Source organism: Actinomycetospora corticicola (assembly GCF_013409505.1).
Classification (GTDB): domain Bacteria; phylum Actinomycetota; class Actinomycetes; order Mycobacteriales; family Pseudonocardiaceae; genus Actinomycetospora; species Actinomycetospora corticicola.
Map to the genome: position 1 here is coordinate 5,378,487 of NZ_JACCBN010000001.1, position 24,879 is coordinate 5,403,365.

Consider the following 24,879-nt stretch of genomic DNA (forward strand, 5'->3'; position numbering starts at 1 on the left):
CCTCAGTCCTACCCGATGAGCTGACAGGTCATGTCAGCTACCCGTCGTCGCGCGCTCGTCGGGGACCCCGTCGTCGTCGGCGTCGACCAGGAGCGGGTCGAGCACGCCGGCACGGACCGCCTCGAGCTGCGCCGACACCGCCATCCCGGCCAGGAGGGCGACGCCGGTGACGAACGCCCAGAGCAGCAGCACCATGATCCCGGCGAGCGGTCCGTAGGTCGCCGAGAACTCCCCGGAGACCGACACGTAGAGCGCGATGGCGCCGGAGGCGACCAGCCAGAGCCCGACCGTCAGCCCGGCGCCCAGCGCCAGCCACGACAGGCCGGGCTGGTGGCGCCGCGGGGCGAAGCGGAAGAGCGTCGTCACGGCCAGGACGAGCGCGGCGAGCCCGACCGGCCAGCGCACGACGTCCCACACGGTCTCCGCCACGTCCCCCCAGTGATAGGCCTCCTCGATGGCGTCCCCGAACGGCCCGCCCGCCACGATGAGGACGAGCCCGACGCCGAACGCCACGCCCGCCGTCGCCGTCAGGACCGCGGCCCGCGAGTACTTCCGCAGGGCCGGGCGGTCCCGCTCGACGCCGTAGACCCGGTTGGCGCCCCGTTCGAGCTGGGCGAACGCGCTCGTCATGGCGACGAACGCCGTCACGAGCCCGAACGCGACCGCCAGCTCGCCGAGGTTCTCGCCCGGCCCGTCGTCGTCATCGTCGGTCCCGACGACGGGGCCTTCCGCGCCGCGCGCGACGACGTCGGCGAGCAGTTGGTCGCCGGTCCCGGGGGAGACCGCGACGACCGTGCGGGCGACGACCTGCGCCACCGACTCGGCGCCGATCGCCGTGGCGAGGCCGCTGCCGGCGATGATCAGGGGCACCGTCGCGAGAGCGAGCTGGAGGGCGAACGCGCGGGCGTGGCTGAAGCCGTCGCCGTAGCGGAAGCGCAGGAACGACCCCCGTAGCAGCGCGACCAGGCCGACCCGGTTCGCCGTGTGCCAGGCGTCGTCGGCCGAGAGGTCCTCGCCGTGCATGTCCGTGGTCTCGGGGACGGCGCGGACGGAGCTCACCGGGTCATCATCTCCCGACCTGACAACAGGTGTCAGGCACGGGGCGGCAGGGTGGGCGGATGGACGTGACCCGCGAGCAGGCCGTCGCGTTCCGCATCGGGGCGCAGGGGCTGGGACGGCGCGACGCGCACGACGCCGCCGCACTGCTCGACCTCGGGGTGCAGCACCGCGAGTCGTCCGTCGCGGTGGCGCTGGCGGCGCGGCTCGACGGACCACCCGCCGGCGGGGTGCTCGCCTGGACGCATCGGGCGGCCCCGCACCGGCACCACCCGGCGGACCTCGCGCGGTGGGCGCGGGCGCTGCGGCCGCTGTCCGAGGCCGACGCGGCCGGCCGACTGATCTGGACCGCGGAGCAGAGCGCGGCGTTCGGGGCGCTCGACGCGATCGACCGCACCGCGCAGGTGCTGTCGACGGTGGCCACCGGCCCCATGACGAAGGGCGAGCTGTCCACCGCCGTCAGCCGCGAGCTCCCGCGGGCGCTGCAGCGGGACTGCCCGGGCTGCGGGGTGTGGCACGTGTTCGACCAGCTCCTCCGGCTCGCCGCGCTGCCCGCCGGGCTCACGCTCGACGGGGGCCGGATCCTGCGGGCCCTGCCGCCCGATGACGGGTGGGTGCGGCCCGAGGGGCCGGGGGAGGTCGGCGACGTCGCCGGACTCGTCACGGCCGCGGCCGGGGTGCTCGGCCCGGTGTCCGCGGCGGACCTGGCGGCCTGGGCCGGGACGTCCGCGGGGGCGCTGCGGCCGGCCGTCGAGGCCGCCGATCTGCTCGCCGTGCGGGTGGACGGGCGGCGCACCTGGGTGGCCCGGGACCGGCAGGAGCTGCTGGCCGACCCGCCGCCACCGCCCGGTCTGCGCCTGCTGCCCCCGTTCGATCCGCTGCTCTCCGGCCGTGACCGCGCCCTGCTGGTGCCCGACGCCGGGCTCCGCCGGGCGGTGTGGCCCGCGCTGGGGCATCCGGGGGCGGTGCTCGTCGGGACCGGGATCGTGGGCACCTGGCGTCCGCGGGCGAGCGGGACGGCGCTGACGCTCGAGGTCACGTCGTTCGACGATCTCCCGCGGGACCTGCTCGACGAGGAGGCCGAGCGGGTGGCGGCGGCGCGAGGGCTGCGGCTGCGCGCGGTGGGCGTGGTGGATTCCTGACGTCGGGTGTCAGCGGTGTGCCACCGCTGACGTCCGGCGGGCGCGGACGGCCGCTCAGGTCCAGGCGTCGGTCAGCAGCCCGTCCAGCGCGAGCAGCGTGTCGCGGGCGCCGGCGGCGATCCCGACCCCGCGCCCGTGCCGGACCTCGGGTTCGCGGACGTTGATGCGCACGAGCCGTCCGGACGCGGCCGAGGCCAGCTCCGCGTGCCGGCGGACCGTGGGCACCGCGGTCCCGGCGCCGAGCTCGACCACGGCGACCTCGGGGTGTCGACGCAGCCAGGCGCGGTGGGCGGCCATCCGCTCGGCGTGCGCCCCCGGCACCCAGGACCCGTCGCCGAACATCAGGATGTTCGGCCGCGCGAGCGCCCCGCACCGCGGGCAGGTGGGCAGCGGGTCCCGGGCCCGCATCGTGTCCTCGTCGATCTGCACCTCGACGCCGTCCGCGGACCAGGTCGCGTCCGAGCACGGCCGGGTGCACTGCAGTGTGCCGATGGCGCCGTGGCACTCGACCACGGTGTCGTCCCCGAAGCCCGCCGTCTGGAACGCGCCGTCGACGTTCGAGGTGAACACCTGCGTCGGCAGCCGTCGCGACCAGCCGAGGAGCACCTGGAAGCCGGTGTGGGGCACGGTCGCGCGGTAGAGCGCGAGGCGGTGGCCGTAGAAGCCCCAGGCGAGCTCCGGGTCGTCGTCGAAGTGCTCCGGGTCGGCCAGCTCCTCGAAGCGCAGGCCGAGTCGGCGGTAGGGCGGGTAGGCGCGCCAGAAGCCCTCCGGGCCCCGGAAGTCGGGCAGCCCGGAGTCGACCCCCATGCCGGCGCCGGCCGCGACGACGAGGGCCGAGGCGCCGCGGAGCAGGTCCGCGGCGCGCTCGACGTCGGGGTCGCTCAGGACTCCCCGCCGGGCTTGCCGACGGACAGGACGACCTCGAACTCCATGAGGTCCGCGCCCGACGAGACCGGCTGCTTGCGCTCACCGGCGTGCGCCGCGGCGGCCGCGCCGCCGTCGCGCCAGTTGACGAAGGCCTCCTCGGTCTCCCAGCGGGTGTAGACGAAGTAGCGGTCGTCCCCCGCGGTGGGACGCAGCAGCTCGTAGCCGAGGAACCCCGGGGTGTCCTTGATCGACTCGCCCCGGGCGGCGAAGCGGCGCTCGAGCTCCTCGCCGTTGCCCTCGGGGACCTTGATGGCGTTGATCTTCACGACGGACATGGCTCCACCCTACGACGGTGCGTCGGACTCTCCGGGCAGTGCGAAGCGGCCGTCCGCGAGCTGCTCGACGAGGCCGTCGACGATCAGGGAGTCGAGGCAGCGGGCGCGCTGCGCCGGGTCGGTGCGCCACGCCGCCTCCAGCGCCGCGGCGTCGACCGGTCCGGTGGCGCCACGGAGCACGTCGAGCAGCCGGCCACGGACCTGGCGGTCCGTGCCCGCCCAGCGCTGTCCCTTCTTCGGCGGCCCGTCCCACGCCGGCCGCCCGGCCTGCTGCCAGGCGCAGAGGTCGGACACCGGGCAGTCCGCGCAGCGCGGCCCGCGGGCGACGCAGACGCACGCGCCGAGCTCCATGAGGGCGGCCGAGGTGCGGGCGGCGTCGGCCTCGTCGGAGGGCAGGAGCGCCTCGGTGTCGGGGAGGTCGCGGGCCGACGCGTCGCCGGCCTCGGCGCGCCCGTGGACCGCCCGGGCCACGACCCGCCGGACATTGGTGTCCACCACCGGGCAGCGTCGGCCGTACGCGAACGCCGCCACGGCGCGGGCGGTGTAGGTGCCGATGCCGGGCAGGGCGAGCAGGGCGTCGACGTCGTCCGGCACGACGTCGCCGTGCTCGGCGGCGATCGCGGCCGCGGCGGCCTGCAGGCGCAGCGCCCGGCGGGGGTAGCCGAGCTTGCCCCAGGCCCGCAGCACCTCGGCCGTCGGCGCCGCCGCGAGGTCGGACGGGCGGGGCCACCGCGCCATCCACTCCCGCCAGATCGGGTCGACGCGGACGACCGGGGTCTGCTGGAGCATGATCTCGCTGACGAGCACGCCCCAGCCGGTCACGTCGGGCGCGCGCCACGGCAGGTCGCGGGCGTTCGCGGCGAACCAGGGCAGGAGACGATCGGCGAGGGCGGGCATCGCGTGCGATCCTCGCCGCCCGGCCCGCGGCGTGCCTCGACGGGGTGAGTTCCACGATCGGCCCGGCGCGGGGCGGTGGCGGAGCGCGAACCCACTTCTACCGTGCGTCACATGATGGAGCCGGTGGGACCGCTCCCGCCGTCCGTGTACTGGCGGCGGCGGGGTGTCGCCGTGGTCGTGGTCGTCCTCGTCCTGGCCTTCCTGGTGTGGGCGGTGAGCGCCGCGGCCTCCGCCGACGGGACGGACACCGTCGCCGCCCCCGCGCCCACCCCGACGAGCGCACCGCCCTCCCCGGTCGCGTCCAGCGGCGCCCTCGCGGTGCCGCCGGGCAACGGAGCCCTGGGCACGCCTCTCCTCCCGCTCCCCGGCGTCACCGCCCCGACCTCCGCTGCGGGCCCGGGCGGAGCCACCCCGCCACTGCTGGGCGCCGGGTCGACCGACCCGCAGCAGCGTCCGACCCCCACGACGGCGGCCGCTCCGCCCGCGGGTCCGCCCCCCGGCCCGACCCCGGCCGCCGCTCCGGCGCCCGCCGGCCCGCAGCCGTGCCGGGACGCCGCCCTCACGGTCGCCGCCCGGACCGACAAGCCGCGCTACACGGCGGCGGAGCGTCCGCAGTTCAGCCTCGTCGTCACGAACACCGGCAAGGAGCCCTGCACCCGGGACCTCGGGCCGGCCCGCACCGCGATGGCCGTGGTCATCAAGCCCGGTGACGGCCTGTGGGGCAGTGACGACTGCGCGCCCGGCGGCGACCCGGACGTCCGCACCCTCGTCCCCGGGCAGGAGCAGGTGTTCTCCGTGCGCTGGGCCGGCCGTACCTCCGCCCCCGGTTGCCCCGCGGACCGCGCGGCCGTGCCGGCCGGCACCTACCAGCTGCTGACGCGCCTCGACGACACGATCAGCGCGCCCGCCGTCTTCACGATTTCTTCGTAGCGCCGCCCTCCAGGCCGACGGCCGCGAGGGCGCCCTTGAGGTCGTCGACCTCGGTCAGCGTCATCCCGGGGGGCGTGATCGTGCCCGGCCCGAACGGCACGACCGCCTTCCGGATCCCGAGCCGGGCCGCCTCCGCCAGGCGCCGGTCGGTCGCGGTGACCCGCCGGATCTCACCGGTCAGCCCGACCTCCCCGAAGACCACGACGCCGTAGGGGAGCGGCTTGTTGCGCGCCGCCGAGGCGACGGCGAGGGCGATCGCCAGGTCGGCCGCCGGCTCGCGCAGCTTCATCCCGCCGACCGTCGCGGCGAACACGTCGGACTGCGAGAGCGACAGCCGCCCGTGCTGCTGGAGCACCGCGAGGATCTTCAGCACGCGGGACGACTCGAGGTCGGACACCGTGCGTCGCGCGGGCGCGTCCTTCCCGACCGCCGTCACCAGGCCCTGGACCTCGGCCATGAGTGGACGCTTGCCCTCCATCGTCACCGTGACGGCCTGCCCGGCGACGCCGCCGGTGACCGTGCCGACGAAGAGCCCCGTCGGGTCGGTGACCTCGCTGATCCCGCCGTCGAACATCTCGAAGCAGCCGACCTCGTCGGACGGGCCGAACCGGTTCTTCAGGCCGCGGACCATGCGCAGCGTCGAGTGCCGCTCGCCCTCGAAGCTCAGCACCACGTCGACGAGGTGCTCGAGCGTGCGGGGCCCGGCGACCGCCCCGTCCTTCGTGACGTGACCGATGAGCACCACCGGGAGGTCCCGCTGCTTGGCCAGCGCCACGAGCGCGGACGTCACCGCACGGACCTGCGAGACGCCGCCCGCCGTGCCCTCGACGGTGGCCGACCCGACCGTCTGCACCGAGTCGACCACGAGCAGCCCGGGGTCGACCGCCTCGACGTGGGCCGCGACCTCCTCCAGGTCGGCCGTGGCGGAGAGGAACAGGTGCGGTACGACCGCGTTCGTCCGCTCGGCCCGGAGCCGGACCTGGCCCGCGGACTCCTCGCCGGTGACGTAGAGGACGGTGCCTCCGCCGCGCGCCCGCCGGGCGGCGACCTCGAGCAGCAGCGTCGACTTCCCGACGCCGGGCTCGCCCGCGAGGAGCACGACGGCGCCGGGCACGAGACCGCCGCCGAGCACCCGGTCGAGCTCTCCGACCCCGGTGGGCCGCGACGTCACCGTCTCGAGGCCGACCTCGCCGATGGAGCGCACCGGACTCGACGGCCGGGCGGCGGCCTTCGGGGCCCCGCCGGGCACGCCGACGGCGGCCGCGGGGGGCAGGCCCTCCTCGATCGTCCCCCAGCCGTTGCAGCCGGGGCAGCGGCCGAGCCACTTCGCCGCGGTGTAGCCGCAGGCGGTGCACTCGAACGGGCGGGGACGGGACTTCGTGCTCACGCGCCGGAGAGTAGGACGACCCCCCGACAGTCACGCGCGACGACGGGTCCGGCGGGACCCGGCGTCCCCGACGATCAGCTGGCCGGGACCTCGGACTGGGTGGTGAGGAAGGCGGGCACCGTGACCGTGCCCGCGCGGGCGAACGTGAAGGTGATCGGGTACGTCGGCCCCGCGTGCAGGACCTGGCCGACCCCGGCGAGGGTGATGCGCATCGAGCCGTTGGGCTGGGTCGGGGACGGGGGACCGACGGGCACCGCCTGTGATCCGACGATCTCGGTCGCGGAGTTGCCGAGGATCGTCGTGAAGCCCTCGGCGCGGACCTGCGAGGCGTAGGGCGTCGACACCGACACCAGCTGGTCGTCGGCCAGTGCCTGGTTGATGATCGTGCCGCGGATCGTGACGGTGGCGCCGGCGGGCACGACGACCTGGGTCCCGGCGTCCAGCGTGACGTCGCGCAGCAGGACCTGGCCCACCTGCGCCTCGGTGCCCCGCACCGACGAGATCGTCGTGTCGGTCTGGGTCACGGCACCGGCGCTGCAGCCCGAGAGGACGAGTGCGGCCGCGCCCAGCAGCGTGGCGGCGAACAACGCGGTCCGCGGACGTCCCGTCGGTCGGCGGGTCATGGCGCGTGGTCCTCCTCGATCAGCTGCTCTCACACCGCGGGCGCGGGGCCCGTCGGATCGGCGTCACCCTAGCGCCAGCGCGGGTCCCGGGGCGCGTCCGACGTGCCTCGTCACGCCGCCGTCGGAGGCTCCCGACCTCGGGGAGCACGGCGCCGCGCCACTTGTCAACCCCCTGACCTGCGAAGACGGCGCAATCCCCCTCCGACGACATGTCGCGGTCGTGTTAACCTGGAGGCAGCGAAAGGGGCTAGAGGACACATGGTTTTCAAGGTCGGCGAGACCGTCGTCTACCCGCACCACGGTGCCGCTCTCATCGAGGCGATCGAGACCCGGACGATCAAGGGCGAGGACAAGAAGTACCTCGTCCTGAAGGTTGCCCAGGGCGACCTCACGGTCCGGGTCCCCGCGGACAATGCCGAGATCGTCGGCGTCCGCGATGTGGTCGGCCAGGAGGGTCTGGACAAGGTGTTCGAGGTGTTGCGGGCTCCGCACACCGAGGAGCCGACCAACTGGTCGCGCCGGTACAAGGCGAACCTCGAGAAGCTCGCGTCGGGTGACGTCAACAAGGTGGCCGAGGTCGTCCGCGACCTGTGGCGCCGTGAGAAGGACCGCGGCCTGTCCGCCGGCGAGAAGCGCATGCTCGCCAAGGCGCGGCAGATCCTCGTGAGCGAGCTCGCGCTCGCCGAGGGCACCGACGAGGTGGCCGCCGAGTCCCTGCTGGACCAGGTACTCGCCTCCTGACGTGGAGGTCGTGGCCGTCGTCCCGGCGGCCGGCTCCGGGGAACGCCTCGGAGCCGGGTCGCCGAAGGCGCTCGTCGAGGTCGCCGGGGTCGCGATGGTCACACGTGCCGTCGACGGTCTGCTCGCCTCGGGCGTCGTCGACGAGGTGATCGTCGTCGCACCGCCGGATCATCTCGAGGAGATGGCTGCGGTCACGACGACGGGGCGGGTCGTCCCGGGTGGTCACGATCGCGTCGCGTCCGTGGCGCTCGGACTGGCCGAGGCGCCCGACGCCGACGTCGTCCTCGTGCACGACGCCGCCCGCTGTCTGTGCCCGGCGGCCGTCGTCTCGGCGGTCGTCGAGGCAGTGCGCGCGGGAGCGCCCGCCGTCGTGCCCGCGATCCCGGTGGCGGACACCGTGCGCCGCGCCCGTCCCGAGGGCGGCGTGGAGCTGGTCGACCGCACCGGGTTGCTCGCCGTCCAGACACCGCAGGGCTTCGACGCCGACCTGCTCCGACGCGCGCACGCCGCAGCCGGGGAGCACCGGGCGACCGACGACGCCGGGCTCGTGGAGGCGTTGGGCGGTCGGATCGTGACCGTCCCGGGCGACCCGCGCGCCTTCAAGATCACGACACCGCTCGACCTCGCGATGGCGGAGGCCCTGGTGCGCGCGCTGTGAGGGCCGGGAGACGGAGCGGAGCGGAGCTCGACCCATGAGGATCGGCATCGGGACCGACGTGCACCCGCTGTCCGCCGAGGCGCCCTGCTGGGTGGCCGGTCTCCTGTGGGAGGGCGAGGCGGGCTGCGCGGGCCACTCCGACGGCGACGTCGCGGCCCACGCCCTGTGCGACGCGATGCTCTCGGCCGCCGGGCTCGGTGACGTCGGTGCCGTCTTCGGCACGGGCCGCCCGGAGTGGGCCGGCGCCTCCGGCGTCCGCCTGCTCGGCGAGGTGCGTCGACTCGTCCACGACGACGGGTGGACCCTCGGCAACGCCGCGGTGCAGGTGATCGGGAACCGCCCGAAGATCGGGACCCGTCGTCGGGAGGCCGAGCAGGCGCTCTCCGACGCCGTGGGCGGGCCCGTGTCGGTGTCCGGCACGACGTCCGACGGGCTCGGGCTCACCGGGCGTGGCGAGGGTCTCGCCGCCGTCGCGACGGCGTTGCTGCTGCCGCGCTGAGGTCCTTCTCTCCTCGCGAGAGTGACGTGGGGCAGGTCCTGCGGGCTCGTGGGCTGCCTGGTGTGCACCTCGCCGGGCACTTTCCGCAAAGCGCACCCACGGGTCGGGGTGGCGTGCTTGCCTGGGTCCGCCGAGGGGAGGCGGGCGTGTTCGACGTCAACTGGGAGACGCGGTCCCACGCGGACATCCATGCCCAGCTGCAGGGGCGGGGTGGCGGGTTCACCGACGCGGGCGGGGCGTGGAACTCGCTCGCGACGCGGCTGCGCGATGTGGCGGGATCGGTCGAGCGGGCGACGTCGGGGATCGCGGCCACCCGGACCGGGCCCGCGGCCCAGGCGGCGGGCGGGGCGGTCGGGCCGATGGGGCCGTGGGCGGACGAGGCGCGGACGTTCAGCGACGCGGTCGGGTCGGCCTCGCACGAGCAGAACCGGGCGCTCACGGCCACCCGGGGTGCGGTGAGCCCGCCGGTGCCGCGGCCGCCCGTCACGTTGCAGACCTGGGAGGGCGTCGGTGCCCTGGCGGCCCTCGACGTCGACTCCGCGGAGAACTCCTCGCTCGATGCCGAACGGCGGGCCCGTGCCGCCATGGGGCGGTACCAGGAGTTCAGCTCGCTGCGGGCGTCCGGGCTGCCGCAGTTCTCGTCGCCCGGGCAGGGCGCGCCGCAGGTGCAGCTCGTGTCGGGGCCTCCCGGCGGCGGGGTGACCGTGCCGCCGGGACCCGGATCTCCCGGGGTGGGTGGCGGCGGGTCCACACGGCCGGGACCCGGCTCTCCCGGAGCGGGTGGCGGCGGGTCTGCACCGTCGGGACCCGGCCCGGGTTCCGCGGTGCCCGGTGGCTCCGCATCCCCGGCGCCCGCAGCTCCCGGCGTCGTGCCACCCTCCGGAGCCGGCGGCCCGTCCGCGTCCCCGGTACCGGGAGCTCCCGGGGTCGTGCCGACGCCGGGCCCCGGCAGTGCGTCCGCGTCGCCGCGACCCGGATCGCCGGGTGCCGTACCGACCCCTGGCACGCCCGGCTCCGCCGGACCGGGCGTCGGCGCTCCAGCGTCGCCGCGACCCGGTGTCCCGGGCGGGGCTCTCGGGTCGCTCACCCCGGGTGCGCAGGGCGGCGTACCCGTGTCCCGACCCGGACTCCCGGGCGGCGCGCCGACGGCAGGTGCGGCGGGCCCGAGCGGTACCGGCGCATCCGCGTCGTCGCGACCCGGTCCCACCACCACGGAGCCGATCTTCGGGCCGGGCGGCAGCGGCGGAACGGCGGGCACCGGCACGTCCACGGGCGCCCTCCGCCCCGGGCTGCCGGAGCCGGTCACGAGCCGGTCACCGGTCGAACCGCTCCGCACCGGGTCCGTCCTGGAGCCCGCCGTCCCGCCCCGGAACGCTGCCGCGACAGGGATGCCGTTCGCCCCGATCGGTGGCGTCGGCGGCGCGGGGACCACCGAGCAGCGCCTGTCGCTGGCGTCCTACCTCGTCGAGGACGACCCCGATGCGCTGGCGGGCGAGCTGCCGCGCGTGGCGCCGCCGGTGATCGGCGGATGATCCCGGCCCGCCGTCTCCACCTGGAGCGGGACGCCGTCGTCGCCACCTGGCGTCACCTCCGCCTGGGCGACCGGCCGCCGCTGCTCGACGTACCCGACCACGGCGCGACCCTCTCCGCCCGCGACGCCGCCGACCACGCCGCGCTGTGCGGGCTGCGCGGCCGGGGCCTCGCGGTCACCGGTCCGGCGGGTGCGCCGGTCCCGACGGGCGACCTGGCCGACGCCCTCCGGGTGGTCGACCGTCCGGAGGTCGACGTCGACCTGCGCTGCTGGGATCCCGACGCGCGGGGGTGGTTCGCGGCGGTGTCGGGGGAGCTGACGGTCGTGGTCGAGCCGCAGCCCGACCACGCCTGGACCGTCGACCTCGTCTCCCGGCCACCCGGGACCGACGCGGCCGACCTCGTGGTGGCCCTCGCCCGCGTCGTCCTCGCCCGCGCCCCGGAGGAACGACCGTCCGGCACCGCGATGACCGTGCCCGCCGACGCGCTCTTCGCCGGGGCGCCCACCCACCGGCTCCCACCCGCCGTCGGGACGAGGATCGCCGCCCTGCGGGCCGAGCCACCGCGCCGGCGGATGCAGCTGGGGGCGAGGGTGGCCCGACGGCGGATCGGGCCGCTGACCGTCGTCGACGGGGTCGAGGGGCGGGCGCTCGTCGAGCTGGACGGCGACGCGGTCCGGGTGCGGCCGGCGGACCGGCTCGCGGTGGCGCGTGAACTGGCCCGCCGGGTCTGACGCCCGGCGTCGTCCTCGTCCGGGCCCTCCCACCCGCGCAGGGGCCCGCACGGGTCGTGACCTGCGGTCCGTAGGATCCGCGTGGTGAGCCTGCACCTGTACGACACCGCTGCACGCGCGCTGCGGGAGTTCCACCCGCAGCACGAGGGCCGGGCGTCGATGTACGTGTGTGGGGCGACCGTGCAGGGAGTACCGCACGTCGGGCACGTCCGGTCCAGTGTGAACTTCGACGTCCTGCGCCGGTGGCTGGTCCACCAGGGGCTCGACGTCAGCCTCGTCCGCAACGTCACCGACATCGACGACAAGATCCTCACCAAGGCCGCCGAGGCGGGTCGTCCCTGGTGGGAGTGGGCGGCGACCCACGAGCGCGCGTTCACGGCGGCGTTCGAGGCCCTGGGCTGCCTGCCGCCGTCGGTCGAGCCGCGGGCGACCGGCCACGTCACCGAGATGATCGATCTCATCTCCCGGCTCATCGACGCGGGGCACGCCTACCCGTGCGACAACGGCTCCGGCGACGTGTACTTCGACGTCGGCAGCTGGCCGACCTACGGGTCGCTGTCCGGGCAGAAGCCCGACGAGATGGAGCAGGGCGAGGCGGCGTCGCGCGGCAAGCACGACCCGCGCGACTTCACGCTGTGGAAGGCCGCGAAGCCCGGCGAGCCCTCGTGGCCGACGCCGTGGGGACGCGGCCGTCCGGGCTGGCACCTGGAGTGCTCGGCGATGGCGACCCGCTACCTCGGGCCGTCGTTCGACATCCACGGCGGCGGGCTGGACCTGGTGTTCCCGCACCACGAGAACGAGCGGGCCCAGTCCAACGCCGCCGGCGACGGCTTCGCCAACTTCTGGCTGCACAACGCCTGGGTGACGATGGCCGGGGCGAAGATGTCGAAGTCGCTCGGCAACACCCTGACGATCCCCGCGGTGCTCGAGCGGGTCCGCGCGGTCGAGCTGCGCTACTACCTGGTGGCGCCGCACTACCGCTCCACCGTCGAGTACTCCGAGGCCGCGCTGGCCGAGGCGGCCTCCGCCTACCGGCGCATCGAGACGTTCGTGGCCCGGGTGACCGAGCGCGTCGGCCCCGTGCCGGCGAGCGGGGCGGACATCTCCGCGTTCACCACGGCGATGGACGACGACCTCGGTACGCCGTCCGCGCTCGCCGCCGTGCACGAGCAGGTGCGGGCGGGCAACACCGCCCTCGCCGAGGGCGACCACGCGGGCGCCCGGACGGCGGCGACGGCCGTCCGCGAGATGACCGGCGTGCTCGGCCTCGACCCGCTCGACCCGCACTGGGCCGGGGCGGAGGCCGCCGGGGGCACCACCGCCCGCTCGGCGCTCGGTGCGCTCGTGGAGGACCTCCTCGCGCAGCGCACCGCGGCCCGCAAGGACCGCGACTTCGCGCGCGCCGACGCGATCCGTGACCAACTGACCGCCGCCGGCGTCGGGATCGAGGACACCCCCGACGGACCGGTCTGGACCCTGAAGGACGACGAGCAGTAGCGATGGCAGGAAATTCGCGGCGCCCCGGTGCGCGCCGCAACCCCGGCAGCAAGAAGGGCCCCACGAAGGGGTCCGGCGGCAAGCGCGCGAAGGGCCTCGAGGGCAAGGGCCCGACCCCGAAGGCGGAGGACCGTCCGAACCACAAGTCCTACGAGGGCGGCGGCAAGACCGGCAAGTCCGGTCAGGGCGCGGCCTCCCGTCGTCCTGCGTCGGCCGCACCGCGCACGGGTGGCGGGGGCACGGGCGGCCCGGGTGGCGCCGGCGCCGGCCGGGCTCGCAGTGGCGCGCCCGCCCGTCGGGACGCCCCGGACGGCCCGCAGGTGGTGGTCGGGCGCAACCCGGTGATCGAGAGCCTGCGCGCGCACATCCCGGCGACGGCGCTGCACGTGGCGCAGGGCATCGACATCGACGACCGCGTCCGCGAGGCGCTGCGCACGGCGGGCGACCGCGGCATCAGCGTGCTCGAGGTGCCGCGCGGCGAGGTCGAGCGGATGGCCGACGGCTCGGTCCATCAGGGCATCGCGCTCACCGTGCCGGCCTACGAGTACCTCCACCCGGACGACCTGCTCGAGGCGGCCCGGCAGGCGGCCCACCTCGCGCGGACCGAACCGCTGCTGGTCGCGCTCGACGGGGTCACCGACCCCCGCAACCTCGGCGCCGTCATCCGCTCCGCCGCCGCGTTCGGGGCGCACGGGATCCTGTTGCCGCTGCGGCGTTCGGTCGGGGTCACCCCGGTCGCGTGGCGCACCTCGGCCGGGGCGGCGGCCCGCATGCCGATCGGCCGCGCGACCAACCTCTCCCGCACGCTCGGGGCCTGGAACGACGACGGGTTCGTGACGGTCGGGCTCGACGGCGAGGTGTCGGCGACGATCGACGACCTCGACGCCGTCGCCGGCCCGGACGCCGCCCGCGGGCCGCTCGTGCTCGTCGTCGGGTCCGAGGGCAAGGGGCTGTCCCGGTTGGTCCGCGAGACCTGCACCGGCACGGTGGCCATACCGATGGCGGGCGACGTGGAGTCGCTCAACGCCTCGGTCGCGGCCGGGGTGGCGTTGGCCGAGGTGGCCCGGCGCCGCCGGTCGGCCTAGTCCCGAAACGAACGAGCGGCACTCTCGCGCACATAGAGGCTGCGAAGGTGCCGCTCGCTCAGTTCAGGACAGCCACCTCCGCAGCTCCGCCAGCGTCTCCTGCGGGGCCTCCTCAGGGATGAAGTGCCCGCTCGGCATCGCCCGGCCGGTCACGTCGCGGCCGTACTCCCGCCAGACGGCGAGCGGGTCGTAGTTCTTCCCGACGAACCCGTGCTCACCCCACAGCACGAGCGTGGGGCACTCGATGCGCTGCCCGGCCTCCCAGGTCTCCTCGTCGTCGGTGAGGTCGATCCCGGCGCCCGCCTTGTAGTCGGCGGTGGTGGCGGCGATGGTGGCCGGGTCGGAGAACGCGGCGATGTAGTGGTCCATGACCTCCGGCTCCATCGTGACGCCGGGCGCCAGCAGCCGCTCCACCATCGTCCGGATCCAGAACTCGGGCGCCCCGCGGAGCAGCGTCTCGGGCACGTCGCCGCCGGTGGCCAGGAAGAACCAGTGGAAGTAGCCGAACGCCAGGGCGCGGTCGACGTTCGCGAACACGTGGCGGGTCGGCACGATGTCGAGCAGCGCCAGCCGCGTCACGGCGTCGGGGTGGTCGAGGACGAGCCGGTGCGACACCCGGGCCCCGCGGTCGTGGCCCACGAGCGCGAACCGGTCGAAGCCCAACGACTGCATCACCGCGACCTGGTCGGCCGCCATGGCGCGCTTGCCGTAGTTGCGGGCGTCGTCGTCGGGGGCGGGCTTGTCGGACGCGCCGTAGCCGCGGAGGTCGGGCACCACCACGGTGTGGTCGCGCGCGAGGTCCGGCGCGACGTCCCGCCACATCAGGTGCGTCTGCGGATAGCCGTGCAGCAGCAGCACCGGGTCGCCCTGCCCGCCGACCGCCACGTTGATCGACACCCCGTCGGCGTCCACGCGGCGGTAGGTGAACGGCTCCGGCAGCTGGGTCATGGGGGTCCTTCCCGACGGCAGGTTCGGGTCCCCCTGGCCAGGGGCGCCCACCGGCGAAACTAGTGAGCGAGGGGCCCCTTCGCTCGGGACGGGCCGCGCCGCGAGGTTCACCTCAGGCAGGCTCGTGGGCCTCGGAAGCTGCCTGGTGTGCGTCTCGGTCGGCGGAGTCCTCGGACGACCCGGTCGACCGCCGGCCCGCCAGCCGGGTGGGCGCCAGGATCTCGGTCTCGGTCGTGCGGCCGCGCAGGGTGCGCGAGCCGATGGAGGTCCAGCGCGACGCCTCGTCCCCGGCCCGCGCGACAGCGGCTCCGGAGCCGACGACGCCGCCCTCGACGTCCTTGGCCAGGTCGCACAGGCGGGCGGCCTCGTTCACCGGGTCGCCGATCACGGTGTACTCGTAGCGGCGGCGGTCGCCGATGTTCCCGGCCACCGCCTCCCCGGCCGACACCCCGATCCCCGCACCCAATTCAGCCGAGCCGGAGAACACCTCCTCGGCCAACCGGACCGCCATCACCCGCCCCGCCGCCAACGCACACCCCGCCGCGTCTGCCATGTCGGTCGGGGCGCCGAACACCGCCAGCGCGGCGTCGCCCTCGAACTTGTTGATCCACCCGCCGTGGTGCTCGACCACGTCGATCACGACGGCGAAGAACTCGTTGAGCAGTTCCACGACCTCGGTCGGGGGGCGGGTCGCGGCCAGCGTGGTGGACCCGACGAGGTCGACGAACAGCACGGCGACCTCGCGGACCTCCCCGCCGAGCTCGACGTCGTTCTCCAACGCGTGGCGGGCGACGTCCTCGCCGACCTGGCGCCCGAAGAGGTCCCGGACCCGTTCCCGGTCGCGCAGTCCGGAGACCATGGTGTTGAACCCGGCCTGGAGCAGTCCGAGTTCGGTGGTGTCGAAGACCGGGACGTCGACGTCGTACTCGCCGCGTTCGACCTTCTTCAGCGCCCGGCGCACCGCGAGCACCGGCGCGGCGGTCGACAGCGCCGTCAGGGTGATCACCGCCCCGCCCAGGACCAGTGCGACCCCGCCGAGCACCACCACCACGATCGCCAGCCGCTCGAGCGTGTAGCCGCCGATGGTCAACGCGGCGACCCCGGCGAGAAGGACCCCCAGCAGCGGCGTGGCGGTGCCGAACACCCAGCCGCCGAGGGTGCGCATCAGCACGCCGGGCAGCACGGAGCCCGACGGCGGCCGCACCGAGAGGACCTCCCGCGCGGCGCCGCGCAGCACGACCTCCACGAGCCGGTAGGTGATCGACACCGTCGCGATGCCGCCCAGCACCACCGTCGCGCCCACCTGGAACCCGAGCCGGCCCGAGGAGAAGACGTTGAGCAGCACGAAGAGGACGGCCGCGACGGTCCACAGCACGGCCTGCACGAGCGCGAGCCGCAGCGGCCCGCGCAGCACCACCCGGCGCAGCCGGCGGAAGTGCCGCTCCCGGGCCTCCTCGTCCGCGTCGTCGGGCAGGGCCGGCACGCGCATCCGCCGGTGCCCCCAGTAGGCACCGACGAGCACGGCGAGGAACAGGTAGGGCCCGAACACGATCAGGTTGCGGGTCAGCGCCGACGGGTCGGACGAGAGCGTCTCCGTGGGCAGCACCCAGGCGGCCAGCACGAGCACCACGCCCGCGCCGACGATGTTCGGCACGACGACGTTCACCACGAGGGCGAGCCGCGTCAACAGGCTCAGACCCTGCGGAGGTCGATCCGTCGTCATGCGCGGACCCTAGCGACCAGAGCCGACACCACCGCTCCGCACTGAGACCCGGAAGGGTGATCAGTACCATGCGGGACATGTCGGTGCCCGCGCTCGTGCACCGCGGGATCGCCTACACCGACTCCGCGGGCCTCGGCACCGCGCTCGCCCCGGCCGTGGCGGAGGCGCTGGACGGCGGGCGCGCGGTCACCGTGGCGCTCGAGGAGCCCACGGCGGTCACGCTGCGGGAGGCCCTCGGCACCGGCTTCCCGGCCGTGGAGTTCCTCGACATCACCCGCCCCGGGCGCTCCGACGCCTTCCAGCTCGCGGCCCGCCGGGCGACCTTCGTCGCGCAGGCCGCGCGGACCGGCGTCGAGAGCCTGCTCATCACCCAGCACGAGCGCCCGCTGGGCCGCCCGGACGCGTACTGGCTCCGGCTCGAGGCCGCGCTCGACGCCGCGCTGGCGGGGCTGCCCGCCACGCTGTGGTGCGCCTACCGCAGCGCCACCCCCGCCTACGAGCAGTGCCACCCGCAGGTCGGCTCGCTCGTGGAGCCGCACGACAACGCCGCGTACCGGACCCCGCGCGACGTCGTGCGGGGCCTGCCCGCCGTCATGATCGCCACCGCGCCCGGACACGCGCGGCGCTGGCGGTTCGGGGTGGGGGACCTGGGGACGCTGCGCCGCGAGCTCGCCGAGGTCGTCGGCTCCTCGGGCCTGGACGCGGACGCCCGGGAGGACCTCGTCTACTCGTGCAGCGAGGTGGCCACCAACGCCGTCGAGCACGGCGGGGGCATCGGCACGGCGTGGACGTGGACGGCGGGCGACGAGGTCGTCTGTCAGGTGCACGACGCCGGGCGGATCACCGACCCGTTCCCCGGCGTCCTGCCGCCGTCGGTGGATCAGGACCGCGGACGCGGACTCTGGTTGGCCAGGGCGCTCTGCGACGAGGTCGACGTCGCGTCCGGCCCGGAGGGCACCACCGTGCGGCTCGCGCGGCGCCTCGTGCGCACGGAGCCGACCACGCGGCAGATCAGGTAGGTCACGAACGCGATCCCGGCGACGAACGGGCTGATCGGTAGCCCGGGCGCGAGGGACAGGACGATCCCGCCCAACACCGCGACCTCGGCGAACAGCACCGCCAGCACCGTCGCGAGCAGCGGGGACGCCGTCAGGCGCGCTGCTGCGGCGGCGGGCGTGATGAGCAGCGAGAGCACCAGCAGCGCCCCGACGATCTGGACGCCGAGCGCCGTCGTCGCGCCGAGCAGCACCGCGAAGGCGACGGACAGCGCCCGGACGGGCACCCCGCGGGCCGCGGCCATCGTCGGGTCGAGCGAGGCGAACAGCAGCGGCCGGTAGGTCAGCGCGAGCACCCCGACGACGACGAGCCCGGTCACCGCCAGCGAGATCAGGTCGCCGGTGTCGATGCCGACGATCTGCCCGACCAGCAGCCCGAACTTGTTCGCCGAGCGCCCGGTGTAGAGCGACTGGAAGAGCACACCGAGGCCCAGGCCGAACGAGAGCAGCACGCCGATCACGGAGTCCCGCTCGTGCGCGGCGAGCCCCAGGGCACCGAACACCAGCGCGACCAGGACCGCCCCCACCAGCGCGCCCCAGCCGACCGCACCGGCCCCGAAGAGCAACAGGGCGCCCGCACCACCGGCGAAGGACAGCTCCGACGTGCCGTGCACCGCGAACGCCATGCCGCGCCCGACGATCAGCGGCCCGAGCAGCCCGGCGAGCAGCGCGAGCACCCCGCCCGCGATCAGCGCGTCGCGGACGAAGTCGAGCTGCAGCAGCTCCAGCGTCGTCGTCATCGGACGCCCGCCTCGACCGGCTCCTCGCAGTGCAGCGGGGACTCCTCGGCGCCGACGACGAGGATGCGGTCGCGCACGCGGACGACCTCCACCTCGGTGCGGTAGAGCTCCGAGAGGTTCTCCGAGGTCATCACCTCGGCCGGTGTCCCGATCCGGAACTCGCCCTCGACGAGGTAGAGGATCCGGTCGACGACGGGCAGCACCGGGTTGAGCTCGTGGGTCACGAACACGACGGCCGTGTCGTGCTCGCGGCGCCGCCGGTCGACGAGGTCGACCACCATCCGCTGGCGCGCCAGGTCGAGCGATAGCAGCGGCTCGTCGGCCAGCAGCAGCGACGGGTCGCCGACGAGGGACTGCGCCACCCGCAGCCGCTGCTGCTCGCCGCCGGAGAGCGAGCCGACGGGCGCGTCGGAGTACTCGAGCGCATCGACCTGCGCGAGCGCCTCCGCCACCCGTTCCCGACGACGGCTCCGGCCGCGGAGGCCGGGGCCCCACCGGTGGCCGTCGAGGCCCAGGCCGACGAGGTCGCGCCCGCGCAGCGGCGTCAGTGGGTCGAGCGCCCGCTGCTGGGGGATGTAGCCGACCGTCGGGTTCCCGCGGCGCGGCGGCGACCCGTGGATCGCCACCGTGCCCGCCGAGAGGTCGAGCAGCCCGAGCAGGACCTGCAGGAGCGTCGTCTTGCCCGAGCCGTTGGGCCCGAGCACGGCGATGAACTCCCCGGGGGAGACCTGCAGGTCCAGGCCGGACCACAGCGTCCGGGGCCCGCGGCGCAGCTCGGCGCCGGACAGCTCGACGGCCGGTTCCATGTCCATCTGCTCCTTAAGCGGGCGCACCCACGGCGCGGGCCAGCGCAGCGCGCGTGGAGTCCACCCACTGCAGGTAGTCGGTGACGCCGGCGGGCAGCGTCTCGGTGACCTCGACGACCGGGACCTGGGCGGCGTTGGCGGTGTCGCGCAGGCCCGCGACGACCGGGGTCTCCGTCTGCGGATTGAACACCAGCGCGGTGACCTGCTTCGCGCTCAGGGCGTTCCGTACCTCGACGAGGGACGCCGCGGACGGGTCGGTCTCGTTCTCGATGGCCTCGACGAAGTCCTGCGGGGTCACGTCGGCGACGCCCGCCGTCCTGAGCAGGTAGTGGGCGATCGGCTCGGTGGAGATGACCTTCGTGCCGGGGCGCGAGGTGCCGATCGCCGCGGTCTGCTGCGCGATCTGGTCGACGCGGGCGTCGAAGGCCTGCTTGCGCTGGGCGAGCCCGGCCGCCTCGCCCGGCTCGGCCTGGCTGAGCCGCTGCGCGATCTGGTCGGCGACCGCCTTCACGGTGGTCGGGTCGAACCAGACGTGCTCGTTGTCGTCGGCCTTGTCGGGGCGCAGGTCGAACGCGGTGATCGTCTTGGCCCTGGCGGCCGCGTCGGTGTCCGCGATCTTCTCGGCGAACTCGTCGTAGCCCCCGCCGTTGGCGACGACGACGTCGGCGTTCGTGATCGCGGCGGCGTCGGCCGGGGTGCTCTCGTAGGAGTGCGGGTCGCCCGCCGGGTCCGAGATGATCGCCGTGACGTCGGCGTCCGGACCGGCGACGGCCTTCGCGACCGCGCCCCAGACGTTGGTGGTGGCGACCACCGTGAGCGTGCCGCCCGGCGCGGCGGCCGAGGAGGAGGGCGCGGCGGTGGGGGAGTCCCCGGACCCGCCGCAGCCGGCGAGCAGCGCGAGGGCGGTGAGGGCACCTCCCGCGGTCAGGACGGCGCGGCGGACGACGGTCATGGGGGCGGCTCCTCGGGGCGCACGGGTTCACGGTCGCCCGAACGGGGCGAGAGGCAAACGATAACCGTTGCCGTTTTCGGTGACGAGCGCGGTCCGCGTGGTGTCCGTGACACGAACAGGACGGCCATCCGGACGCGAGCGGTGGCCCTAGATCGAAACAGTCGCTACGTTGCGCAGGTGGCAGAGGCACTCGAGGGCCGGAGGTCGACGCGGCGCACGGCGACCCTGGCGTCGCTGGCCGCTGAGCTCGGGGTGTCCCGGACGACGGTCTCCAACGCGTACAACCGCCCGGACCAGCTCTCCCCGGCGTTGCGGCGCCGGGTGCTCGACACCGCGCGGCGGCTCGGCTACCCCGGTCCCGACCCCGTGGCGCGCTCGCTGCGCACCCGCAAGGCCGGCGCCGTGGGGCTGCTGCTCACCGAGGCCCTGTCCTACGCGTTCCGCGACCCGGTGGCCATCCAGTTCCTCGAGGGCCTCGCGCTCGCGTGCGAGGACAACGGCTCGGGCCTGCTGCTCGTCCCGGTGAGCCCCGAGGCCGAGGACGTCGGCGCGGTGGCCCGGGCCGGCGTGGACGGCTTCGTCGTCTACTCCATGCCCGACGACGACGAGCACTTCGCCGCCGTGCTGGAACGCCCCGTCCCGGTGGTGGTGTGCGACCAGCCGACCGACGTGCCTGACGTCGACCGCGTCGGCATCGACGACCAGGCGGCCATGGTCGAGCTCGCCCAGCACCTGGCGGGCCTCGGGCACCGTCGGGTCGGCGTGCTCTGCATGCGCCTCTCGCTCGACCGCAACGACGGGTTCGCCTCGGTCTCCCGCCAGGACTCCGCCCGCTACGAGGTGCAGCGCCGTCGCCTCGCGGGCCTGCGCGACGGGTTCACCGCGGCCGGCGTCGACTGGTCGACCGTCCCCGTCGTCGAGCGCTTCGACCACACCGAGGCCGCGGGCGCGCACGCGTTCGACCAGCTCGCCGAGCGCCACCCCGACGTCACCGCCGTCGTCTGCACCTCCGACATCCTCGCCCTCGGTGCCCTGCGCGGCGCCCGTGCGGCCGGACGCGACGTCCCCGGCGACCTCACGATCACCGGCTTCGACGGCGTCCCCGCCGCCGAGCGCGCGGGCCTCACCACCGTCCGCCAGCCCTCGCTCGACAAGGGCCGCGCCGCCGGGGAGCTGCTCCTCGACCGCGGCGACCGGCAGCGCTCCCGCACCCTGCTGCTGCCCACCGAGCTGATGGTGCGCCAGACGTCGGGCCCGCCGAAGTCCTAGCTGCTCGTGTGGCAGCGAAGCGTCGTTGCTGTCGTCCAGTGGCAGGAAAGCCACTCCGTCGCGAGCGTGGCGGGCTGCTGACGTCGAACGTCAGCCGTGTGCCACCGCTGACGGCACGGTCTTCCCGACGACGGGTGCGGCGCACCCGCCGTCGGGAAGGCGTCAGAAGATCCGCGGGCGCTGCCGGGTCGGCGCAGCGGCCGCCGGTCGACGCCAGAGCCGGGAGACCGGCCAGCCGATCTGCTCGCCGAACGAGACGCCCGCGGCGATGCCCATGCTGACGGTGAGGGCGAGCAGGATCGTCACCGAGCCGGTCGCGAGGCTGCCGTTGCTGAGCTGGACGTTGGAGCTCTGGCCGACGAGCGCGAGCTGCGAGAAGCCGCGGTAGAGCAGCAGGCCGGGCAGCAGTGGCGTGATGCCGGCGATGACCAGGACGAGCGGCGGCATCTGGGCCCGCGCCGGCATGAGCATCGCGATGAGGCCGAGGACGGCCGCCGCGGCGGCGCTGGCGACGACCTGGCCCATGCCGAGGGTGCCGAACCCGTACGCGTAGAACCCCCACGCCACGGCCCCGGCCACTCCGGCCACGGGCAGCGAGGCCAGCGGTGCGTAGGCCGACAGGGCGAAGAGCACGCCGGCGGCGGCGGCCGCGACGAGCGACTTCGCGTCGGGCTGCGGGGTCAGGTTGGAGAAGTCCTGGGCGAGGGAGAACACGGCGTCGCCGCCGATCGACCCGATCACCTTGATGGACACGACGACGCCGACCAGCAGCCCGGCCGACGCCAGCACGACCTCCACCGCCCGCCCCGCCGCGGTCAACGGGAAGCCGGTGATGGCGTCCTGCACGAGCCCGACCAGGGACAAGCCGGAGAGCAGCACGATCAGGCCGGTCGCGACGACGAGGCTGGGGGAGTCGAGCAGGATGCCGGAGGAGGCGAGGACGAGGGCCGTCGTCGTGACCAGTGCCCCGCCGAAGACCTGCTGGAAGAACATCGGGACGCCGTGGCGCCCGAGCCACCGCGCCACGCCCCAGACGATCCCGGTGAGGACGAAGGCCGCCAGCGCGACCCCGAACCCGCCGCCGATGAGCACGGCGACGGCACTCGCGAACACCGACCGGGAGAGCCCGGCGATCCAGCGGGGGTAGGGGTGGTTGGCCGCGACGGCCGCCGAGAGCCGGGTCAGCGCCTCGGAGGAGGACACCGGGGAGTCGGTGTCGACGATGTCCTTGATCAGCGCGTCGACCGTGGCGAGGCGCGTGTAGTCCTGGGTGCGGTAGCGGACGTTGCGCATCGTCGTGACCGGCCCGGCCTCGACGCCGCGGTGGCAGCACATCGTGATCGTGGAGAAGGCGATGTCGACGTCGCAGGTCGGGAGCCCGTACGCGCGGGCGATCGACAGCATCGTGTCGTGCGCGGCGGCCGCGCCGGCGCCGGTCGCCAGCTGGACCTCCCCGATGCGCAGCGCCAGGTCGAGCACGCGCAGCACCAGGGCGTCGTCGGCGACCTGCGGGCCGGTGACGGCCGGCAGCAGGTTGTCGCGGACGGTCGGCGCGTCGAGCGCCGCCCGCCGTCGCAGGTCCTCAGCAGTCGGGATCGGCACGTGTCTCCTGATGGATCCACGTGCACGCTCGGCCACCCCCACGGGCTGACTCTCCATCTCTTCGGCGTCCGGTTCGGCCGCAGGGTGATCCCGCGGACCGAGCCCGGGAAACTTCATCTTCAGGCACCTCGTGGGACGTGGGCGGGGCGGACGACGTTGTCGTCCGACCGGGCGACCGGCGGTGTGAGCCGGCCCTCGCCTACGATGGTGCCTCAGTGCCGGCGTAGCTCAATCGGCAGAGCACTCGCCTTGTAAGCGAAAGGTCCGGGGTTCGATTCCCCGCGCCGGCTCCACGTCCCACCTGCACGGATGCTTCCCGCCGACCCTGAGCGGGAGCTGTCACTGCACCAACGACTGCACCAACGGTGCTCACAGATCCTCCCACTCGATGGCGTCGAGGGCCTGGCGCATGGCATCGAGGTTGGTGTGCGCGTAGATCGTCATCGTGACGTCGATGTCGGCGTGCCGGGCGATCGCCTGCACCACGTGCGGCGGCGTCCCGAGGTCGAGCAGCAGGCTCACGACGGTGTGGCGCAGGTCGTGCAGCCGCACGCCCGGCATCCCGGCACGCTCGCGGAGCTTCGTGAACTCCCGCGACAGGTTCCGCGGCTCCATCGGCGTCCCGATCGTTGACGGGAACACGAGGTCGTGGTCCTGCCACACCTCCCGGGCGAAAGCTCGCTCCTCGTCCTGACGACGGCGGTGCTCGAGCAGCACCCGCCGGGTCACCTTGGGCAGCGGAATCGTCGCCGCCGACTCGTCGGTCTTGGCCGGCCCGATGTAGAGCCGACCACCGGCGCGGGCGACGGTCTGCTCCACCGTCAGGGTCGCGCCCTCGAAGTCGAGGTCCTGCCAACGCAGCCCGAGCAGCTCGCCGTGGCGCAGCCCGAGGGTCGCGGCGGTGACGTAGAGCGGGTACCAGCGCGTCCCCTCCGCCGCCTTGAGCAGCGCCTTGGCCTCCGACACCGGCAGCCCGCGCCCCACCTTGTACTTCGGCGTCGGCACCTTGACCAGCTGCGCGACGTTGCGCGGGACCAGCTCCTCGCGCCACGCGCTCTGCAGGGCGTTCCGCAGCACGGCGTGGATGAACTGGACGTGGCGCACCGTCGGGTGCCTCTTGCAGCACGGGTGGCCGTCGCGGCAGCAGGGCTCGCCGCCCGGATTCCGCCAGGCGTTCTTCCCGTTCGCGCAGCACAGGCACTTGGCGCGGACGGTGGCCATGAAGTGCCGGACGTCGGCGCCGGTGAGACGGTCGAGGCGCTTCTTCCCGAGGATCGGGACGATGTGCAGCCGCACGACCGTCTCGTAGCCCTGGTGCGTCGTCGGGCGGCGCTCCTGGGCGACGCCGGCCAACCAGTGGGCCATGTAGTCCGCCACGGTCACCGACCGGTCCGGGACCGGGATGCCCTGCTCGTTGTTCGACTGCAGCCGGACGAGCTTGGCGCGGGTCTCCTCGAACGACCGCGAGGACACCCGCTTGCGCTCGATGCGCCCCGACGCAGTGTGGACATAAGCCGCGCCGATCCAGAGCCCGTCGCTGGAGCGCTGGAAGATCGTCCCCTCGCCGTTGACCTTCCGCCTCCGGCCGCCGCGGTCCTGCTCCTTCGGGCCCGCCATCAGACGACGGCCTCCGCCTCGAGCAGCGCGGCGACGTACTCCTCGAGCGCGGTGCGCGGGATGCGCCGGGAGCCGCCGATCTTGATGGAGCGGAGGTCCCGGTTGCGGAGCAGGTCGTAGACCTTGCACCGGCTGATCTTCAGCATCTCGGCGGCCTCCTCGGCGGTGAACAGCAGGGCGTCCATCT

Annotated in this window: 24 protein-coding genes, 1 tRNA gene and 1 pseudogene; 12 read left to right on the top strand and 14 right to left on the bottom strand. The window is 74.8% G+C overall.

Translation table 11 applies throughout. From position 1 onward, the window contains the following. Positions 1–33: 33 nt before the first annotated feature. Positions 34–1,059: a YhjD/YihY/BrkB family envelope integrity protein gene (locus BJ983_RS26180; protein WP_179796498.1), complete on the bottom strand. Its 1,026-nt coding sequence runs from the start codon at positions 1,057–1,059 to the stop codon at positions 34–36. Positions 1,060–1,118: 59 nt separating this feature from the next. Here BJ983_RS26180 and BJ983_RS26185 point away from each other — a divergent pair, with 59 nt between their 5' ends. After that, positions 1,119–2,198 (top strand): DNA glycosylase AlkZ-like family protein, encoded by a 1,080-nt coding sequence (locus BJ983_RS26185; protein WP_179796499.1) that lies wholly within the window; start codon positions 1,119–1,121, stop codon positions 2,196–2,198. 54 nt (positions 2,199–2,252) lie between these two features. On the opposite strand, the gene BJ983_RS26190 is transcribed toward BJ983_RS26185, so the two are convergent. The 3 genes from BJ983_RS26190 to BJ983_RS26200 form a co-directional block, all read right to left on the bottom strand. Further along, the gene (locus tag BJ983_RS26190; protein WP_246325656.1) at positions 2,253–3,005 is read right to left on the bottom strand and encodes an SIR2 family NAD-dependent protein deacylase; all 753 of its coding nucleotides are present in this window, start codon (positions 3,003–3,005) and stop codon (positions 2,253–2,255) included. A 74-nt stretch (positions 3,006–3,079) separates the two neighbouring features. Continuing rightward, on the bottom strand, positions 3,080–3,400 hold the full coding sequence (locus tag BJ983_RS26195) for an antibiotic biosynthesis monooxygenase family protein (RefSeq protein WP_179796500.1): 321 nt from the start codon (positions 3,398–3,400) through the stop codon (positions 3,080–3,082). Positions 3,401–3,409: 9 nt separating this feature from the next. Next, positions 3,410–4,297, bottom strand: a complete 888-nt coding sequence (locus tag BJ983_RS26200) for an A/G-specific adenine glycosylase (protein WP_179796501.1) — start codon at positions 4,295–4,297, stop codon at positions 3,410–3,412. Positions 4,298–4,408: 111 nt separating this feature from the next. On the opposite strand from BJ983_RS26200, the gene BJ983_RS26205 reads away from it, so the two are divergent. Next, positions 4,409–5,227: a hypothetical protein gene (locus BJ983_RS26205; RefSeq protein ID WP_179796502.1), complete on the top strand. Its 819-nt coding sequence runs from the start codon at positions 4,409–4,411 to the stop codon at positions 5,225–5,227. On the opposite strand, the gene radA is transcribed toward BJ983_RS26205, so the two are convergent. Further along, positions 5,211–6,614: a DNA repair protein RadA gene (gene radA / locus BJ983_RS26210; RefSeq protein WP_179796503.1), complete on the bottom strand. Its 1,404-nt coding sequence runs from the start codon at positions 6,612–6,614 to the stop codon at positions 5,211–5,213. The genes BJ983_RS26205 and radA overlap by 17 nt on opposite strands. 74 nt (positions 6,615–6,688) lie before the next feature. Further along, positions 6,689–7,237, bottom strand: a complete 549-nt coding sequence (locus BJ983_RS26215; RefSeq protein ID WP_179796504.1) for a copper chaperone PCu(A)C domain-containing protein — start codon at positions 7,235–7,237, stop codon at positions 6,689–6,691. A 258-nt stretch (positions 7,238–7,495) separates the two neighbouring features. Between BJ983_RS26215 and BJ983_RS26220 the strand changes: the two genes are divergently transcribed. The 7 genes from BJ983_RS26220 (at position 7,496) to rlmB (ending at position 13,980) form a co-directional block, all read left to right on the top strand. Next, complete coding sequence (locus tag BJ983_RS26220; protein WP_179796505.1) at positions 7,496–7,978, top strand: CarD family transcriptional regulator; 483 nt, start codon at positions 7,496–7,498, stop codon at positions 7,976–7,978. A gap of 1 nt (position 7,979) precedes the next feature. Continuing rightward, positions 7,980–8,636 carry a 2-C-methyl-D-erythritol 4-phosphate cytidylyltransferase gene (gene ispD, locus BJ983_RS26225; RefSeq protein ID WP_179796506.1) on the top strand — a complete coding sequence of 219 codons (657 nt, stop codon included), beginning with the start codon at positions 7,980–7,982 and terminating at the stop codon, positions 8,634–8,636. A gap of 34 nt (positions 8,637–8,670) precedes the next feature. After that, positions 8,671–9,135: a 2-C-methyl-D-erythritol 2,4-cyclodiphosphate synthase gene (gene ispF / locus BJ983_RS26230; protein WP_179796507.1), complete on the top strand. Its 465-nt coding sequence runs from the start codon at positions 8,671–8,673 to the stop codon at positions 9,133–9,135. Between the two features lie 146 nt (positions 9,136–9,281). After that, positions 9,282–10,667 (top strand): hypothetical protein, encoded by a 1,386-nt coding sequence (locus tag BJ983_RS26235; RefSeq protein WP_179796508.1) that lies wholly within the window; start codon positions 9,282–9,284, stop codon positions 10,665–10,667. Continuing rightward, positions 10,664–11,398 (top strand): ESX secretion-associated protein EspG, encoded by a 735-nt coding sequence (locus tag BJ983_RS26240; RefSeq protein WP_179796509.1) that lies wholly within the window; start codon positions 10,664–10,666, stop codon positions 11,396–11,398. The genes BJ983_RS26235 and BJ983_RS26240 overlap by 4 nt, the downstream gene beginning before the upstream one ends. A gap of 84 nt (positions 11,399–11,482) precedes the next feature. Next, a complete protein-coding gene (gene cysS, locus BJ983_RS26245) occupies positions 11,483–12,895 on the top strand; it encodes a cysteine--tRNA ligase (protein ID WP_179796510.1) in 1,413 nt (470 codons plus the stop codon). 2 nt (positions 12,896–12,897) lie between these two features. Then, positions 12,898–13,980, top strand: a complete 1,083-nt coding sequence (rlmB, locus tag BJ983_RS26250) for a 23S rRNA (guanosine(2251)-2'-O)-methyltransferase RlmB (protein ID WP_179796511.1) — start codon at positions 12,898–12,900, stop codon at positions 13,978–13,980. Positions 13,981–14,043: 63 nt separating this feature from the next. On the opposite strand, the gene BJ983_RS26255 is transcribed toward rlmB, so the two are convergent. Together BJ983_RS26255 and BJ983_RS26260 are read right to left on the bottom strand one after the other, a co-directional pair. Then, a complete protein-coding gene (locus BJ983_RS26255) occupies positions 14,044–14,928 on the bottom strand; it encodes an alpha/beta fold hydrolase (protein WP_179796512.1) in 885 nt (294 codons plus the stop codon). Between the two features lie 112 nt (positions 14,929–15,040). After that, complete coding sequence (locus BJ983_RS26260; protein ID WP_179796513.1) at positions 15,041–16,651, bottom strand: adenylate/guanylate cyclase domain-containing protein; 1,611 nt, start codon at positions 16,649–16,651, stop codon at positions 15,041–15,043. A gap of 77 nt (positions 16,652–16,728) precedes the next feature. Here BJ983_RS26260 and BJ983_RS32745 point away from each other — a divergent pair. Next, a pseudogene (locus tag BJ983_RS32745) lies at positions 16,729–17,562 on the top strand (ATP-binding protein); the annotation flags it as partial. Here the strand turns inward: BJ983_RS32745 and BJ983_RS26265 are convergent. Genes BJ983_RS26265 through BJ983_RS26275 form a run of 3 tightly spaced genes read right to left on the bottom strand, consistent with a single transcriptional unit; the run spans position 17,532 to position 20,204 of the window. Beyond that, positions 17,532–18,446: a metal ABC transporter permease gene (locus tag BJ983_RS26265; RefSeq protein WP_179796514.1), complete on the bottom strand. Its 915-nt coding sequence runs from the start codon at positions 18,444–18,446 to the stop codon at positions 17,532–17,534. The pseudogene BJ983_RS32745 and the gene BJ983_RS26265 overlap by 31 nt on opposite strands. Further along, positions 18,443–19,252 carry a metal ABC transporter ATP-binding protein gene (locus BJ983_RS26270; protein ID WP_179796515.1) on the bottom strand — a complete coding sequence of 270 codons (810 nt, stop codon included), beginning with the start codon at positions 19,250–19,252 and terminating at the stop codon, positions 18,443–18,445. Before BJ983_RS26270 ends, BJ983_RS26265 begins: the two co-directional genes overlap by 4 nt. Before the next feature lie 13 nt (positions 19,253–19,265). Further along, positions 19,266–20,204: a metal ABC transporter solute-binding protein, Zn/Mn family gene (locus BJ983_RS26275; RefSeq protein WP_179796516.1), complete on the bottom strand. Its 939-nt coding sequence runs from the start codon at positions 20,202–20,204 to the stop codon at positions 19,266–19,268. 177 nt (positions 20,205–20,381) lie between these two features. Here BJ983_RS26275 and BJ983_RS26280 point away from each other — a divergent pair, with 177 nt between their 5' ends. Then, positions 20,382–21,473: a substrate-binding domain-containing protein gene (locus BJ983_RS26280; protein ID WP_179796517.1), complete on the top strand. Its 1,092-nt coding sequence runs from the start codon at positions 20,382–20,384 to the stop codon at positions 21,471–21,473. 162 nt (positions 21,474–21,635) lie between these two features. Here BJ983_RS26280 and BJ983_RS26285 read toward each other — a convergent pair whose 3' ends face one another. Further along, positions 21,636–23,075: a threonine/serine exporter family protein gene (locus tag BJ983_RS26285; protein ID WP_179796518.1), complete on the bottom strand. Its 1,440-nt coding sequence runs from the start codon at positions 23,073–23,075 to the stop codon at positions 21,636–21,638. Between the two features lie 217 nt (positions 23,076–23,292). On the opposite strand from BJ983_RS26285, the gene BJ983_RS26290 reads away from it, so the two are divergent. Further along, positions 23,293–23,368, top strand: a tRNA-Thr gene (locus tag BJ983_RS26290). Between the two features lie 76 nt (positions 23,369–23,444). Here BJ983_RS26290 and BJ983_RS26295 read toward each other — a convergent pair. After that, a complete protein-coding gene (locus BJ983_RS26295) occupies positions 23,445–24,692 on the bottom strand; it encodes a tyrosine-type recombinase/integrase (RefSeq protein ID WP_179796519.1) in 1,248 nt (415 codons plus the stop codon). Next, positions 24,692–24,877 carry a helix-turn-helix domain-containing protein gene (locus BJ983_RS26300; protein ID WP_179796520.1) on the bottom strand — a complete coding sequence of 62 codons (186 nt, stop codon included), beginning with the start codon at positions 24,875–24,877 and terminating at the stop codon, positions 24,692–24,694. Before BJ983_RS26300 ends, BJ983_RS26295 begins: the two co-directional genes overlap by 1 nt. Positions 24,878–24,879 lie beyond the last annotated feature (2 nt).